General features: G+C 68.1%; 18 protein-coding genes. 8 read left to right on the top strand and 10 right to left on the bottom strand.

The features are described from left to right. The first annotated feature begins 22 nt into the window (after nt 1-22). Complete coding sequence (locus tag AJAP_RS34740) at nt 23-211, top strand: hypothetical protein (protein WP_038519413.1); 189 nt, start codon at nt 23-25, stop codon at nt 209-211. A 51-nt stretch (nt 212-262) separates the two neighbouring features. On the opposite strand, the gene AJAP_RS34735 is transcribed toward AJAP_RS34740, so the two are convergent. Further along, nucleotides 263-889, bottom strand: a complete 627-nt coding sequence (locus tag AJAP_RS34735; RefSeq protein WP_038519410.1) for a hypothetical protein — start codon at nt 887-889, stop codon at nt 263-265. Nucleotides 890-943: 54 nt separating this feature from the next. Then, nucleotides 944-1534, bottom strand: a complete 591-nt coding sequence (locus tag AJAP_RS34730) for an NADPH-dependent F420 reductase (protein ID WP_038519407.1) — start codon at nt 1532-1534, stop codon at nt 944-946. 76 nt (nt 1535-1610) lie between these two features. On the opposite strand from AJAP_RS34730, the gene AJAP_RS34725 reads away from it, so the two are divergent. Beyond that, nucleotides 1611-1970 carry a winged helix-turn-helix transcriptional regulator gene (locus AJAP_RS34725; protein WP_038519405.1) on the top strand — a complete coding sequence of 120 codons (360 nt, stop codon included), beginning with the start codon at nt 1611-1613 and terminating at the stop codon, nt 1968-1970. 82 nt (nt 1971-2052) lie between these two features. On the opposite strand, the gene AJAP_RS34720 is transcribed toward AJAP_RS34725, so the two are convergent. Further along, a complete protein-coding gene (locus AJAP_RS34720; protein ID WP_038519402.1) occupies nt 2053-3033 on the bottom strand; it encodes a sugar-binding transcriptional regulator in 981 nt (326 codons plus the stop codon). 129 nt (nt 3034-3162) lie between these two features. On the opposite strand from AJAP_RS34720, the gene AJAP_RS34715 reads away from it, so the two are divergent. From AJAP_RS34715 to AJAP_RS34700, 4 genes are read left to right on the top strand one after another with little or no spacing between them, the layout of a single operon-like run. Continuing rightward, nucleotides 3163-4167 carry a zinc-dependent alcohol dehydrogenase family protein gene (locus tag AJAP_RS34715; RefSeq protein ID WP_038519399.1) on the top strand — a complete coding sequence of 335 codons (1005 nt, stop codon included), beginning with the start codon at nt 3163-3165 and terminating at the stop codon, nt 4165-4167. Beyond that, entirely contained in the window at nt 4160-5500 is a 1341-nt protein-coding gene (locus tag AJAP_RS34710; RefSeq protein ID WP_038519397.1) for an ABC transporter substrate-binding protein, read from the top strand. The genes AJAP_RS34715 and AJAP_RS34710 overlap by 8 nt, the downstream gene beginning before the upstream one ends. Then, nucleotides 5500-6435: a carbohydrate ABC transporter permease gene (locus AJAP_RS34705; RefSeq protein ID WP_038519394.1), complete on the top strand. Its 936-nt coding sequence runs from the start codon at nt 5500-5502 to the stop codon at nt 6433-6435. The genes AJAP_RS34710 and AJAP_RS34705 overlap by 1 nt, the downstream gene beginning before the upstream one ends. Continuing rightward, the gene (locus AJAP_RS34700) at nt 6432-7247 is read left to right on the top strand and encodes a carbohydrate ABC transporter permease (RefSeq protein WP_038519392.1); all 816 of its coding nucleotides are present in this window, start codon (nt 6432-6434) and stop codon (nt 7245-7247) included. The genes AJAP_RS34705 and AJAP_RS34700 overlap by 4 nt, the downstream gene beginning before the upstream one ends. Nucleotides 7248-7318: 71 nt before the next feature. Here AJAP_RS34700 and AJAP_RS34695 read toward each other — a convergent pair whose 3' ends face one another. Then, on the bottom strand, nt 7319-7513 hold the full coding sequence (locus tag AJAP_RS34695; RefSeq protein ID WP_037332400.1) for a ferredoxin: 195 nt from the start codon (nt 7511-7513) through the stop codon (nt 7319-7321). Between the two features lie 8 nt (nt 7514-7521). Continuing rightward, nucleotides 7522-8736 (bottom strand): cytochrome P450, encoded by a 1215-nt coding sequence (locus AJAP_RS34690; protein WP_038519390.1) that lies wholly within the window; start codon nt 8734-8736, stop codon nt 7522-7524. Between the two features lie 216 nt (nt 8737-8952). On the opposite strand from AJAP_RS34690, the gene AJAP_RS34685 reads away from it, so the two are divergent. Then, on the top strand, nt 8953-9591 hold the full coding sequence (locus AJAP_RS34685) for a TetR/AcrR family transcriptional regulator (protein ID WP_037332398.1): 639 nt from the start codon (nt 8953-8955) through the stop codon (nt 9589-9591). Between the two features lie 115 nt (nt 9592-9706). Here the strand turns inward: AJAP_RS34685 and AJAP_RS34680 are convergent, their stop codons facing one another. From AJAP_RS34680 to AJAP_RS34660, 5 genes are read right to left on the bottom strand one after another with little or no spacing between them, the layout of a single operon-like run. Next, nucleotides 9707-10573 carry an aldehyde dehydrogenase family protein gene (locus tag AJAP_RS34680; RefSeq protein ID WP_038519387.1) on the bottom strand — a complete coding sequence of 289 codons (867 nt, stop codon included), beginning with the start codon at nt 10571-10573 and terminating at the stop codon, nt 9707-9709. Beyond that, complete coding sequence (locus tag AJAP_RS34675; protein ID WP_038519385.1) at nt 10566-11999, bottom strand: aldehyde dehydrogenase family protein; 1434 nt, start codon at nt 11997-11999, stop codon at nt 10566-10568. The genes AJAP_RS34680 and AJAP_RS34675 overlap by 8 nt, the downstream gene beginning before the upstream one ends. A gap of 3 nt (nt 12000-12002) precedes the next feature. Beyond that, the gene (deoC, locus tag AJAP_RS34670; RefSeq protein ID WP_016331285.1) at nt 12003-12977 is read right to left on the bottom strand and encodes a deoxyribose-phosphate aldolase; all 975 of its coding nucleotides are present in this window, start codon (nt 12975-12977) and stop codon (nt 12003-12005) included. A gap of 19 nt (nt 12978-12996) precedes the next feature. Further along, complete coding sequence (locus AJAP_RS34665) at nt 12997-14157, bottom strand: serine hydrolase domain-containing protein (RefSeq protein ID WP_038519382.1); 1161 nt, start codon at nt 14155-14157, stop codon at nt 12997-12999. Between the two features lie 22 nt (nt 14158-14179). After that, a complete protein-coding gene (locus tag AJAP_RS34660) occupies nt 14180-14791 on the bottom strand; it encodes a DUF1707 SHOCT-like domain-containing protein (protein WP_038524446.1) in 612 nt (203 codons plus the stop codon). A gap of 105 nt (nt 14792-14896) precedes the next feature. On the opposite strand from AJAP_RS34660, the gene AJAP_RS34655 reads away from it, so the two are divergent. Continuing rightward, entirely contained in the window at nt 14897-15340 is a 444-nt protein-coding gene (locus tag AJAP_RS34655; RefSeq protein ID WP_038519380.1) for a protein-tyrosine phosphatase family protein, read from the top strand. Nucleotides 15341-15354 lie beyond the last annotated feature (14 nt).

Genomic DNA, 15354 nt, shown 5'->3' with positions numbered 1-15354 from the left:
GTCACAGGGGCTGGGAGGAATCATGGGCGTCTTCAAGCGTGCGCTGGTCGTCGTTGCCATCGCGGCGGGACTGGGAATCGCGGGCGGGGCGGCCGCGCAGGCCGCGTCGATGACCGAGTACTCGCTGGCGGGGGACGACGCGACCACCGTCGAGTACGGCGTCGCTTCGGACAACTCGGCCGACATCGTGGCCGGCGCGTACAAGAAGTAGCTCGTTCCGTGAAGGCCTCCTTGAGGGACCCAGAGTCCCTCAAGGAGGCCTTCACGGACTTGTGACGACGCGGCGGCGGACCAGCTGAACGACCAGAACCACAAGTGAAAGCGCCGGCAGCGGGTACCCGAGGAGCAGGCCCACCGTGATGTCGGTGAGCGGCGCGAGGACCGCGGCGACGAACACCCACGTCGGCGCGGTCGGAAGTCTCGCGCCGGAGCGGACCTTGCCCCACGGTTTCGCCACCGAAAGCCAAGCCTGGAAAGCCAACGCGCTCGCCATCAGCGCGGTCCCGGCGACCAGTGCCGCCGGCGGCGGATCACCGGCCCTGGCGGCGTCGACGGAATCCCGCAAAGTGCCCGACAGCAGGAAGATCCCGGCGTAGAGCTGGACGAGCGTGATCGCGAACTTCGCCAGCACCCACCAGTGCCGGGTGAATCCCCAAGCCGTCGCCGCGGCGAGCATGAAACCGGTGAAGGCCGACGCGTTCGCCAGCGGCGCCAGCAGGAACGAGTCGATCTCGTGCGCCATCGACGTCGCCGCGACGCGGATCTCGCCGTCCGCGCTCGTGCGGCCGATCGCCAGGAGGGTGAACAGGGCCAAGGCCTGTCCCATCCAGCCCACCGAGGTGACGACGTGCAGCCACACGGTCAGCTGCCGCCAGGTCTTCGTCCGCATGGCGCACAGATTCGCGTGACCGCCCGGCCCGGCGCATCGGGGACGACCCTGAAATCAGGCCGGAAGGGGCGGGAAGCAGGCCTGGGCGTCGTGGCCGTCGAACCAGAGACCGACCATGAACGCCATGGTCGCCTCCATGAGCCCCGCCCGGTCGAGCCCGCCGGCGTTCAGCGGGGTGCAGCCGAGGTCGCGGACCAGCGAGCTCACCACCTCGATGGCCTCCGGCGCACCGCAGAGCGGCACCGCGAGCGGGCGGCCGCCGAACACCGGGGGAGTCATCCGCCAGACGTCCACTTCGCAGAGGTTGAACGCCTTGACCACGTGCGCGCCGGGTGCGGCGGCGGCGATCCGGACGGCCTGGTCGGGGATCGTGAGCGCGGCGCCGGGACCGACGGCGTTCGTGCAGTCGATGAGCACCTTGCCGTCGAGATTCCCCGCCGCGGCAAGGACTTCCGGCACCGAAGCGGCGGGGAGGGCGAGCAGGATCACGTCGCTCGCGCGGGCGGTCTCCGCCCACGTTCCGACCCGCGCGGAGATCTTGGCGGCCTTCGCCTGATCGCGCGCCGCGACCATCACGTCGTGCCCGGACCACTGGCCGCCGAGCGCCTCCGCCATCCCGCCCGCTCCGAAAATACCGATACGCATGTGCTGCTCCCTAAGATCGAGTGACGACACCGACCGTAGAAAGCCGCGCGGGTACCGAATGGTTACCGGAGGTCCGATGAACGACGTCTTCCTCGCCGATTGCCGTGCGCGGCTGGCCTTCGACCTGATGGCGAACACGTGGAACCCGGTCGTGCTGTGGGCCCTGCGCGAAGGTCCGCTGCGCCCGGCGGAATTGCGGCGAAGGCTGGGCGGGATCAGCACGAAGGTGCTCACGGAGACGGTCCGGCGGCTGGAGTCCAACGGTCTCGTCCACCGGCGCGACTGCGGGCGGACGGCGAAGGTCGAGTACTCGCTGACGGATCTCGGGACCACGTTGCTGGCGCCCATCGAGGCCTTCGGGGAGTGGGCGTTCCGGTACGGCGACGAGGTCATGGCGGCGCAGGACGAGGCGGCGCGGTTTCGCGATCTCGCGTGATTGAACGCCGATCTCGCGTGATTGGAGGCGGATCACGCGTGATTGGGGGGCGATCTCGCGTGATTGGGCGGACGACACGGGGTCAGGGGAGCGGGCGGGCTTCGGCCAGCCGGAGTAGCGGGACGGCCGCGGCGGCGTCGGTGATCAGGGTCGAGACCATGCCGGAGCGCAGGACGGCGTCTATCGCTTCGGCCTTCGGTTCCGTGTAGCCCAGCGCGATCACCTCGGGGACGGCGAGGAGTTCCTCGGCGCTGATGGCCAGCACGTGGTGGGCCAGCCCGGTGGACATCGGGTTGCCGTCGGCGTCGAACAGGCGGGCCGAGACCTCGGCCTTGGCGCCGCGTTTCGCGATCGCGCTCCGTTCGGCCTCGTCGAGCGCGTCGTACACCGTCGACTCTTCGGGTTTCCACGCGCCGATGCTGACGACGGCCTTGGTCAGGTTCTTGAACTGCCCGAAGGTCTCCGCGATACCCGGCTGCCTGCGCAGCGTTTCGGTGGTGCGGCGGTCGGGGAGGACGAGCGGGCCGAAGATCGGGTACGGCGCGCCACCCGAGACGGAGGCGACCCGGCTGACCGTCTCCACCGACCGGTCGCGCATGTCCATCCCCGCCTGTACGCCGCACAGTTGCACGATCGGGCATTTCGGCAGCGACTCGATCGCGTCGGTCATCGCGTTCACCGAACGTGCCCAAGAAAGGCCGAGGACGTCGCCTGGAGTGACGATTTCGGCCAGGAGCCGGGCGGCGAGCGTGCCGATCTTGCGCCGGGCCACCTCGCGGGATTCCGGTTCCGGCGCTCGTTCGAGCACCAGCACCCGGTCCAGCCGGTACGCGGCGCGGATCTCCTCGGACAGCACGAGATCGACCGGCGCGGGCAGGTGGAACTCGACCTTGACGATGCCGCTTTCCCTGGCCGTGTCCAGCATTCGCGCGACCTTGAACCGGCTGATCCCGAACTCTTCGGCGATCTCGAGTTTCGAGGCGCCCTGTTCGTAGAAGCGCCGGGCCACCGCTGCCAGGCGTAGCGATTCAACCAGGCCGGGACCCTGCTTACGAGCGCTCATATGAGCACTATAACGCGAAATCCGACCGAAAGGTTGACGTAACAACTGGGAAAAGTTCACCATGCCTGGACATGCAGTCCGAAGCATAAGCCTGCCCCGCTCATTTGAGCGGAGAGAAGAGGAGCTGGCATGCGTGCCGCGATCGTGGACAAGCCCGGGGAGATCAGGGTCGGCGAGGTACCCGACCCGAAACCGGGGGATCGCCAGGTCGTCGTCAAGGTGGGTGCCTGCGGGATCTGCGGGACCGACCTCCACATCGCCGACGGGCATTTCCCGCCGACGCCCTATCCGATCGTCCCCGGCCACGAATTCGCCGGCGAGATCGTCGAACTCGGCGCGGACGTGCCGGGTGGCTGGAAGATCGGCGACCGGGTGGCCGTCGACCCGTCGCTGTTCTGCGGCTACTGCAAGCCCTGCCGGTCGGGCCGCGGCAACCTCTGCGAGAACTGGAACGCGACCGGCGACACCGTGAACGGAGCTTTCGCCGAGTACGTCGCCGTTCCCTCCGCGAACTGCTACCGCATGCCGGACACGATGACCTGGGAACAGGGCGCCCTCGTCGAGCCGGTCTCCTGCGCGGTGCACGGCGTGCGCCGGATCGGGGTCGAGGCGGGGGAGCGGTTCCTCGTCGTCGGCGCGGGCACGATGGGGTTGATCATGCAGCAGTTGCTGCAGCGCGCGGGCGCCCACGTCACGGTGGTCGACCGCAACACCTCCCGCCTCGGCCGGGCCATGGACCTCGGCGCGGTCGCGGTCGCGGGTGACGTGAAGGACCTGGACGACGAGAAGTTCGACGCCGCCGCGGACTGCACCGGCGCCGCACCCGCCATCGAAGCCGCTTTCGACTCGCTTCAGCGCGGAGGCCGTCTGCTGGTCTTCGGGGTCGCGCCCGCCGAAGCCCGCGTCGCGCTTTCGCCGTTCCGGATCTACAACGACGAGATCACCGTCGTCGGCTCGATGGCCGTCATGAACAGCTTCGGTGCCGCGCTCGACCTGGTCGCCGACGGCGCCGTCGACACCGCCGCGCTGCTCACCGACACCCTTCCGCTGGAGCAGTATCCCGACGCTCTCGCCCTCATGCGCAGCGGCGCCGGCCTGAAGGTGCAGGTAATACCGGGAGGCGAAGGTGCGTAAAGCAGCCGCTCTGCTCTCGGTACTCCTGCTGACCCTCACCGGGTGCGCCGGTGCGGGGGCGCTCGGGACCGGTGACCGGACGCTCGTCGTCGCGATCGTCGCGAACCCGCAGATGAAGGACGCCATCGAGCTTTCCGGCGAGTTCGAGAAGGCGAATCCCGGCGTCAGCCTCAAATTCGTGTCGCTGCCGGAGAACCAGGCACGCGCGAAGATCACCGCGTCGACGGCCACCGAGGGCGGCGAATTCGACGTCGTCATGATCAGCAACTACGAGGCGCCGCAATGGGCCGCGAACGGCTGGCTCGAAGACCTCGGCCCGCATATCGCGGCGAATCCGTCCTACGACGCGGACGACTTCATCCCGAGTATCAAGGAATCCTTGTCGCACAACGGGTCCATGTACGCGGTGCCGTTCTACGGCGAATCGTCGTTCCTGGCCTACCGGAAGGATCTGTTCGAACAGGCCGGGATCACCATGCCCGCCAAGCCGACGTGGACGCAGATCGCCGAGTACGCCGCGAAACTGGACGACAAGGCCAAGGGCATCGCGGGGATCTGCCTGCGCGGCAAGCCCGGCTGGGGTGAGAGCCTCGCGCCGTTCACCACGGTCGCCAACACCTTCGGCGCACAATGGTTCGACAAGGACTGGAACGCGAAGCTGACCAGTCCCGAGTTCAAGGCGGCCGCCGAGTTCTACGTGAACCTCGTGCGGAACCACGGCGAGGTCGGCGCGTCGAGCGCGGGCTTCTCCGAATGCGGCACGCGGTACACCCAGGGCCAGGCCGCGATGTGGTACGACGCCACGGTCATGGCGGGTACGAACGAGGACCCGTCGGCCAGCAAGGTCGTCGGGAAGTCCGGCTACGCCCCGGCGCCGGTGGAGAAGACGCAGGCGAGCGGCTGGCTCTACACCTGGGCTTTGGCGATCCCCAAGGTCGCCAAGGACAAGGAAGCCGCCTTCAAGTTCATGGCCTGGATGACCGACAAGGCCTACGTGCAGCGGGTCGCGAAGGAGTTCGGCGACTGGAACCGTGTCCCGCCGGGCGTGCGGAAATCGACCTACGACATCCCGCAGTACCGCGAGGCCGCCAAGGCCTACGCGCAGCCGACGCTGGACGGCATCGCGGACGCCGACCAGCGCAAGGCGATGGCGAATCCGGTGCCCTATCCCGGGATCCAGTTCGTCGGTATCCCCGAGTTCCAGGATCTCGGCACGCGGGTGAGCCAGCAGCTTTCGGCGGCGATCGCGGGCCAGATCACCGTGGACGAAGCGCTCAAGCAGTCGCAGGAGTACGCGCAGACCGTCGGCAAGTCGTATCAGGAGGTGCAGTGATGGCCACGATCTCCGCTCCTGCTCGCCCAGAGCCCGCCCATGCGAAGAAGGCGGCTCCGAAACGCGGCACCGACACCCCGTTCAAACGACGGCTGCCGCTCCTGCCGGCGCTGCTGTTCGTCGTCGCCGTGACGCAGTTGCCGTTCGTGCTGACGGTGTTCTATTCGTTCCAGTCGTGGAACCTGGTGCGGCCGGGTTCGCGGCATTTCGTGGGGCTGCAGAACTACATCGACGTCTTCGCCGACTCGACGTTCCTCGGGGCGTTGCTGAACACCGTCGTGCTCACGGTGGTGTGCGTGTTCTTCTCGTTGCTGCTCGGGCTGGGGCTGGCGATCCTGCTGGACCGCAAGTTCCTCGGCCGCGGGGTGGTCCGGACCCTGCTGATCACGCCGTTCCTCATCCTGCCCGCGGCGGGCGCGCTGCTGTGGAAGACGACGATGTTCGACCCGACGTACGGGTTGCTGCACTTCGTTTTCGGCACCGACGTCGACTGGCTGTCGGAGTTCCCGCTGGCCGCCGTGATGGCGCAGGTCGTCTGGCAGTGGACGCCGTTCATGATGCTGCTGATCCTGGCCGGGCTGCAGAGCCAGCCGAAGGATGTGCTGGAGGCCGCGTCGGTCGACGGCGCCGGCCGCTGGCGGACGTTCACCGCGATCACGCTGCCGCATCTGAGCCGGTTCCTGCAGCTGGCGACGTTGCTGGGCGCGATCTACATCGTGAACAGTTTCGACGCGATCTTCCTGATGACACAAGGCGGCCCGGGGACGGCCAGCACGAACCTGCCGTTCTACATCTATCAGCGGGCGTTCCAAGGTTTCGACATCGGGCAGTCGTCCGCGATGGGCGTGATCGTCGTGATCCTGACGATGATCGTCGCGACCTTCGCGCTGCGGCTGATGTTCCGCACGTTCTCGGTACAGGGAGGCGCGAAATGAAAAGCCGTTTCGGCCCCGGCGCGCTGACGGTCGCGACCTGGGTGATCGCGATCCTGTTCGTGTTCCCGCTGCTGTGGATGATCCTCACGGCCTTCAAACAGGAGGCCGACGCCTACACCGATCCGCCTCGGCTGCTCTTCACCCCGACCCTCGACCAGTTCGCGGGCGTGCTCGAACGCGGCTTCCTGCCGTACCTGTCGAACTCGGCGTTCGTGACCGTCGTTTCGACGCTTTTCGTGCTGCTGCTGGGAATCCCGGCGGCGTACGCGCTCTCGCTGGCGCCGGTGAAGGGGACGAGCAACGCGCTCGGCTTCTTCCTGTCGACGAAGATGCTGCCGATCGTGGCGGCGATCATTCCGCTTTACGTGATCTCGCAGAACACCCGGCTGCTGGACAACGTGTGGGCGCTGATCATCCTGTACACCTCGATGAACCTGCCGCTGGCCATCTGGATGATGCGATCGTTCTTCCTGGAGGTGCCGCACGAGATGATCGAGGCGGGCCGGATCGACGGGGCGACGCTGCCGACCCTGCTGCGGAAGATCATCATGCCGGTCGTCGCGCCCGGGGTGGCCGCGACCGCGCTGATCTGCGTGATCTTCTCGTGGACCGAGTTCTTCTACTCGGTCAACCTCACCGCCGCGCGGGCCGGGACGGTGCCGGTGTTCCTGGTCGGCTTCATCACCAGCGAAGGCCTGTACTGGGCGCAGCTTTCCGCCGCCGCTCTGCTCGCGTCGCTGCCGGTGATGATCGTCGGCTGGATCGCGCAGAACCACCTGGTGCGCGGCCTTTCGATGGGCGCGGTCAAGTAAGGCGTCGGTACAGGTGGTCGTGAGTGGCGTTTCGGGTTAGAACCCGAAACGCCACTCACGACCCCCACGCCTCACGCGAGCGACAAGGCCTGCCCCGGGCAGATGTGCACGGCGGTGCGCGCGTTCTCCTCGGCTTCTTCGCCCTCGGGCTCGGCGTTCAGCAGAAGGACCGTCCCGTCGTCCTCGTTCTGGTCGAACAGATCGGGATCGGTGAGCACGCACTGGCCCGCTCCGACGCATTTCCCGGTGTCCGCGATGATCTTCATGGCTCCTCCTACCAGGTGACCGGCAGGGCGTGGAGGCCGTAGATCGTCGAATCGTGCTTGAACGGCAGTTCGTCGACCGGTACGGCGATCCGGATGCCCGGCACTCGCCGGAACAACGTATCGAACACGATCTGGAGTTCCAACCTCGCCAAGTTCTGCCCGAGGCATTGGTGCACACCGAATCCGAAGGCGACGTGATGCCGCGCGCCGCGCTCGATGTCGAAGGTGTCCGGGTTCTCGAAGCCGGCCGGATCGTGGTTGCCCGCGTTGCTCAGGCCGATGACGCCTTCACCCGCGCGGATGAGCGTGCCGCCGATCTCGACGTCCGCGGTGGCGAAGCGCGAGGTCGCCGACTCGGCGATCGTGAACACCCGCAGGAGTTCTTCGATCGCGGCGAGGGTCTTGTCCGGATCCGCCTTGATCTTCGCCAGCTGATCCGGGTTCTCCAGCAGGGTCACCGTGCCGAGCGAGATCATGTTCGCGGTGGTCTCGTGTCCGGCGATGAGCAGCAGGAACGCCAAACCGACGAGTTCGCCGTGGTCGGCTTCGCCCGATTCACGCTGCTTCAGGATCTGACGGCCGAGGAGATCGTCCTCGGTGGCGTTCGCTTCCTTCTTGGTGACGAGGTCGTCGAGATAGTTCCGGAGGCCCTCGAACGCCGTCTGCCGCTCTTCGGGGCTGACCTCCCGGTTGAGCATGCGGGAACTGCACGACTGGAAGAAATCGTGGTCCGCATAGGGAACGCCGAGCAGTTCGCAGATCACCAGCGACGGAACCGGAAGGGAAAGTGCCTGGACCAGGTCGGCGGGTTTGGGGCCGGCGAGCAGGGCGTCGATATGCTCGTCGACGATCTGCTGGATCCGCGGCTGCAACGCCTTCATGCGTTTGACCGTGAATTCGCCGACGACGTCGCGCCGGGCCTGGCTGTGCTCCGGCGGATCCATTCCGATGAGGGACGGGCGGAACGAGTCGTCCTCCGAGCGGACCGGGCGCGCCACCAGCAGCGGGAACGACGGATTACGCCGGTCGGAGCTGAAATGCGGGCTGCTCAGCATTTCGCGGATGTCCTCGAGCCGGGTGAGTGCCCACGCCGTTTGCCCGGACGGGAGACCGACCCGGGAAATCGGACTTTCCTCGCGAAGCGTCTCGTATTCGGGAGGTGGCGAAAACGGGCATTTACGCGCCAGCGGCAAGGTCGCGGTGGTTTCCTCGACGTCGGTCATCGGGTTGTCCTTCCCCAGAATGTCGGGTGGGTTCGGGCGATATCGGACAGCGAGCCCCAAAACGTATGCGGATGGTTTCATTCCGCTTATGCACCCAAGGTACTCAAGTGGAGACAGGTCGTCCACTCGCGAAGGGGTGGTTTCGCGGGAGGCGTGAAGGGCACGCCCTTACGTGCGAGAATCACGGCCCTGAAGGACCTTCGAGAGGCGAGGACCATGACAGCCGACCCCGAGACCCGCTTGCGTGCCGACGCGCGCCGGAACCGGGATCAGATCCTGGCCGCCGCGAGAGTCATCTTCGCCGCCCAGGGCGCCGAGGTCCCGATGGAGGAGATCGCACGCTCGGCCGGCGTCGGAGTCGGCACCCTTTACCGGCGCTTCCCGGACCGGGACGCACTGATCCGGGCGGTCGCCGTCGACAACTTCGACCGGGTCCTCAGGGACGCGAAGGCGGCGAAGGACCAGGAGTCCTCGGACTGGGAAGCGCTGATCCGGCTCCTGCACCAGTCGATGGAACTACAGCTCAGCATTCAGCTCGCGATGGTCTCGCCGCGGGCGCTGGCGATCCTGAAGAGCGACCCCGCGATCAAGGCCCTGCGTGACGAGTTGCTCCTGGTGATGGACTCGTTCGTCCAGGGCGCGCAGGCGGAGGGCAGGCTCCGGACGGACGTCGCCACCGGCGACGTCGCGATCCTCTTCGCGACGCTGCTGCGGCAGATGCCCGGCAAGGGCGAGGAGGTCGCGCGGATGGCGACGAGGCGGTGCATCGGGATCATGATCGACGGGTTGCGGGCCGTGGGCTCGAACGAGCCGCTGCCGGGCCGGGTGCTGACCGGGGCCGATCTCGATCCGTGAGTCCGTGAGGTCCCGGATGTCAGGAAAGGGTCGTTCAGGACATAAAACGTCCTGAACGACCCTTTCCTGACATTTGCCCCGCGGTCAGCTGTCCAACTGCGGAAAACGGGTCGGCTCAGACACCCAGCGGGTGCCAGACGGTCTTCGCCTCCAGGTACCGCCGCAGTCGCGCGATGTCGGCGTCGGCGGTCCAGTCCGGCTCGGTGTCCGGGACGGTCAGGACCCGCTTCACGGTGCCAGCGGCCTCACGCGCCAGATCCGCCCGCGCGGACGGCTCCGCGCCGGTCGGGTCGAGGGCGTTGACGTCGCCGTGCGACGCCAGCCACGAGCCCAGCTCCGACGCGCGGCCGGTCAGGATGTTCGCGACCCCGCCGGGCAGGTCGGAAGTGGCCAGGACCTCCGAAAGCGTGATCGCGGGCAGTGGCCGGTCCGCGCTGGAGACGACCACCGCGGTCGAGCCGGTCGCCAGCACCGGGGCCAGCACGCTCACCAGACCCAGCAGCGACGACTGCTGCGGCGCGAGCACGCCCACGACACCGGTCGGTTCCGGCACGGTGAAGGAGAAGTACGGGCCCGCGACCGGGTTGGCCGCGCCGAGCACGGTCGCGATCTTGTCCGTCCAGCCCGCGTACCAGACCCAGCGGTCGATCGAGGCGTCCACAATGGACTGAGCCTTCTTCGCCGCGACGCCTTCGGACGCGGACACCTCCGCGACGAACTGCTCGCGGCGGCCTTCCAGCATCTCCGCCACCCGGTACAGCACCTGGCCGCGGTTGTAGGCGGTCGCCGCCGACCAGCCGCCGAAAGCCTTGCGGGCGGCCGAAACCGCGTCACGGACGTCCTTGCGCGACGCGTGCGAGGCGTTCGCCAGGAACTTGCCCTTGGTGTCGGTGACCGGGTACACCCGGCCCGACTCCGAACGCGGGAACTTGCCGCCGATGTAGAGCTTGTAGGTCTTCGCCACCGAAATACGGTCAGACATCGAGGTAGGCCTCCAGTCCGGTGCGTCCGCCTTCGCGGCCGAAACCCGACTCCTGGTAGCCGCCGAACGGCGCGGCGGGATCGAAGCGGTTGAACGTGTTGGCCCAGACGACACCGGCGCGGAGCTGGTTCGCCATCCAGAGAATGCGCGAGCCCTTTTCCGTCCAGATTCCGGCGGAAAGCCCGTACGGCGTGTTGTTCGCCTTGGTGACGGCCTCGTCCGGCGTGCGGAAGGTCAGCACCGAGAGCACCGGCCCGAAGATCTCCTCGCGGGCGATGCGCATCGACTGCTGGACGTCGGAGAACACCGTGGGAGCGAAGAAGAAACCGCGTTCTGGCACCGGGCACGGGCTGGTCCAGCGCTGCGCGCCCTCGGCGTCGCCGGACTCCACGAGCCCCTTGATCTTCGCGAGCTGCTCGGCGGAGTTGATCGCGCCGATGTCGGTGTTCTTGTCCAGCGGGTCGCCCAGCCGCAGCGTCGAGACGCGGTAGCGCAGCTTTTCGAGGACCTCCTCGGCGACGGATTCCTGCACCAGCAGGCGCGAACCCGCGCAGCAGACGTGGCCCTGGTTGAAGAAGATCCCGTTGACGATCCCCTCGACGGCCTGGTCCAGCGGAGCGTCATCGAAGACGACGTTCGCCGCCTTGCCGCCGAGCTCCAGCGTCAGCTTCTTCGCGGTACCCGCGATCTGGCGCTGGATGGCCTTGCCGACCTCGGTCGATCCGGTGAAGGCGACCTTGTTCACGTCGCCGTGGCCGACCAGCGCGGCGCCGATGTCCCCGGCGCCGGGCAGGATGTTGACCACGCCGGGCGGGAGTTCGGCCTGCTGACAGATCTCCGCGAACACGAGCGCGGTCAGCGGCGTGGTCTCCGCGGGCTTGAGCACCACGGTGTTGCCGGTGGCCAGTGCGGGCGCGATCTTCCACGCCAGCATCAGCAGCGGGAAGTTCCACGGGATGACCTGGCCCGCGACGCCGAGCGGCTTCGGGTTCGGGCCGTAGCCCGCGTAATCGAGCTTGTCGGCCCAACCCGCGTGGTAGAAGAAGTGCGCGGCGGCCGTCGGCACGTCGGAATCACGCGATTCCTTGATCGGCTTGCCGTTGTCGAGACTTTCCAGCACGGCCAGCTCCCGCGACCGCTCCTGGATCAGGCGGGCGATGCGGAACAGGTACTTGGCGCGTTCGGAGCCCGGCATTTTCGACCAGACATTGTTGTACGCCTTGCGCGCGGCCTTCACCGCGGTGTCCACATCGGACACCGACGCGGTGCCGACCTCGGCGAGCACCTCTTCGGTGGCCGGGTTGATCGTCTTGAGCGGCTCGCCCGAGCCGTCGACGAATTCGCCGTTCACGAACGGCCGGTAATGCGACTTGAGGTTCGCGAGGTCGCGCGATTCGGGCGCGGGCGCGTACTCGAAGATGCCCATGGATCAGTCCACCGTCACGTAGTCGGGACCGCTGTAGTGGCCGTCGGCCTGGGTGCGGCGCTGCAGCAGGAGGTCGTTGAGCAGGCTGGACGCCCCGAACCGGAAGAGGTCCGGGTTCAGCCACTGCTCGCCGGCGACCTCGTGCACCGCGACCAGGTACTTGATCGCGTCCTTGGTCGTCCGGATGCCACCGGCCGGTTTGACGCCGCGCAGTTCACCGGTCTGGACGAACCAGTCGCGGACGGCCTGCAGCATCACGTGGGTGACCGGCAGCGTCGCGGCGGGCGAAACCTTGCCGGTGGAGGTCTTGATGAAGTCGCCGCCCGCCAGCAGCGCGAGCCAGGACGCGCGGCGGACGTTGTCGTAGGTGGCCAACTCACCGGTTTCGAGGATGACCTTGAGGTGAGCGCTGCCACAGGCGGCCTTGATCGCCTGGATCTCCTCGAAGACCTCCAGGTAACGGCCTTCCAGGAACGCGCCTCGATCGATCACCATGTCGATCTCGGCGGCGCCGGCGTCCACGGCGATCTTGGTGTCGGCCAGCTTGATCTCGCGGCTCGTGCGGCCGGCCGGGAAGCCGGTGGCCACACTCGCGACGTGGATGCCGGTGCCGCGAAGCGCCTCGACAGCCGTCTCGACCATGTCCGGGTACACGCAGACGGCCGCGACCTGCGGGGTGTCCGGGCGTTCCGGGTCCGGCCGCTTGGCCTTGGCCGCGAGCGCGCGGACCTTGCCCTGGGTGTCGGCGCCTTCGAGGGTCGTCAGGTCGACCATCGAGATGGCAGTGTCGATCGCCCAGAGCTTGGCGGCCTTCTTGATGCTGCGCGTGCCGAGTCCCGCCGCCCGCTGCTCGACGCCGACCTGGTCGACACCAGGCAGCCCGTGCAGGAACCGGCGCAGGCTCGCCTCGTCGCGAGTCGCGTCCGCCAGCGGCGACGGGGTGGCCGTCGCCGCTGACGAGCTGGTCGTAGCTGTCATACGGGTGAGTGTAAGCGGCCTACAAGCTGGGCACCGGGGCCTGGGCGACGGCCCTGGTCGAGGGCACCACCGGGGTGCAGAACTCGCTGACCATGGGCAGCTGGCGCTTGAGCGCGGCGTCCGGCGACACGGTGAGGTCGACGGTGGCCAGCGTGGAGATGTCCTTGCCGGAGTCGTCGTGGAAGCTGAGAGTGTTGAAGCCCGGCAGATCGCCGCCGTGACCCCAGACGACGTGGTCGTCCGCGCAGGCGCCCGCGGTCTTGAGGTTCAGCTTCATCAGGCCGAGGCCGTACTCCATACCGCCCGCCGGGACCGTCGTCTTCATCTGCTTCAGCAGGTCCGCGGGCAGCAGGCGGCCGCCGAACAGCGCCTCGAAGAAGCGGTTGAGGTCCTTGCCCGAAGACACCATGCCGCCCGCGCCGAAGTAGCGCGAGTAGTTGTAGGTGGTGACGTCGGTGAGGCCGCGCGGCGCGTCGTACAGCTGCTCGTAGCCGCGGGCGGCCGGGCGGATCAGGAACGGGAAGTCGCGGGGCAGCGAGGTGTCGCGCAGGTGCAGCGGCCCGGTGATCCGTTCGGCGAGCGCGCGTTCCAGCGGCTTGCGCGTGGTCTTCTCGACCAGCAGGCCGAGGACGTTGTAGCCGGTGTTCGAGTACGCCCAGCTCGTCCCGGGTTTGAACTGCAGCGGCTGCTTCGTGACGCTCAGGCGGATCTGGTCGTCGCTGTCGAAGTGCTCGAAGCGTTCGGTGTCGACCTCCGGACCGGAGGCCCAGGTGTCCTCGGGGGCCAGGTCGCGCGGGAGGCCGCTGGTGTGCTGCAGCAGCTGGCGGACGGTGATCGGCTCCGGATACGGCAGCAATCCGGGCAGATAGCGCTGGACGGGCTCGTCCAGCCCGACACGCTTCTCCGCCACGAGCTGCAGGATCAGTGTCGCGACGAACACCTTGGACACACTCGCGATCCGCCAGCGGCCCGACGCGTCGGGCTTGCCGGGACGCTCGATGTCCGCGACGCCGCTGACACCGCGGAAATCGTCGGCGACGGCGACCATGCCGGGGATGCCCGCGGCGACCGCCGCGTCCATCGCGGTCTGGCGCGGATCGGTCTTCCCGGCGGCCGCTGCCGGGAGGGCGGTAACGGAAAGCAGTGCGGCACAAGCGATCGCGACGACGGTTCGGCGCATCGGATGTCCCCCCAGGTTGTGTTCAGCCTTCGATTTCAGGCACGTCCTTCTTGCGTGGCTTCCGCTTGACGACGACCCCACCCCAGAATGCCAGGCCGGTGATCTTCACGGTGGGCGCCGTCGGCGGCGCCGCGGGCGTCCCGGCACGGTCTTCCAGCTCGAACGCGCCCATGAAGCCGATTCCGGTGACGTCCACGTTGATGTCGTCGGGCACGATGATGTCGATCCCGCCCATGATCGCGACCGCGGTGATCGTCGAATGCTTCTCGGCGAACCGCGCGTGCCGCAGATCGAGTTCGGCGCCGCCCCAGAACGCGAAACTGTTGTGCTGCGGCGGGACGACCCAGCTGCCCTTGCGCGACGCGCCGGACATGACGGCGATCGACGCGCCGGAGCCGGGATGCCCGCCGATGCGGTCGTCGGGCAGGCCGAGCGCGCGCGACGTCGCCGGCTCGATCGCCGACCGTGACTGCTGCGGCAGATCCGCGGTGACCGGCTTGAGGTCGCCGACGGTCTTGGCCGCGTACACGGTGGTGAGCCGCTCTTCCAGCTCGTTGATGGTGATGCGCCCTTCGGACATCGCCGCGTGCAGCACCTGCGCGACCTGCTCGCGATCGGCGTCGGAGATGCGCATCTGTTCGGGGCCCGGCAGGGCCGGTTCTTCACTCACGCGGAGGAGCCTAGCGCCGACGGGAGGGCCGAGCGTCCATCTTATGGTCGACAGTGGCATCCTCCCGAGATGGGGAACTCACTACCCGGCGCCGTCGAGCTGCCGGACGGGATCAAGGTGCGCGGACGGGGCCTGGGGCGTCCCTGGCCGGACGGGCCCTCGCCGGATTTCGGACTGTATTTGGGCGGCGCGAAGCTGCGCCGGAAACACGATCACAAAATGGACTGGGAGCGGGCGTGGATCCGCTGGCCCGACTTCCTGCTGCCGACGGACTGGGCGGACGCGCGGCGGCGCATCGTCGACCTGCACGAGCGGGCGGCGAGGGGTGAAGGGGTCGAGGTCGCCTGTTACGGCGGAGTCGGGCGGACCGGCACGGTGCTGTCCTGCCTCGCCACGCTTTCCGGGCTGAGCGCCGACGAGGCCGTGGCCTGGGCGCGAGCCAACCACGACAAGCGTTCGGTGGAGACGCCCTGGCAGCGCCGCTGGGTCGGCTGGTTCGCGCGGCAGGCGTGAACGGCTAAATTGAC

The organism is Amycolatopsis japonica (assembly GCF_000732925.1).
GTDB classification, from domain to species: Bacteria; Actinomycetota; Actinomycetes; order Mycobacteriales; family Pseudonocardiaceae; genus Amycolatopsis; species Amycolatopsis japonica.
Note: the sequence above shows the minus strand (reverse complement) of the source record. Positions and strands in the feature narration are given on the sequence as shown.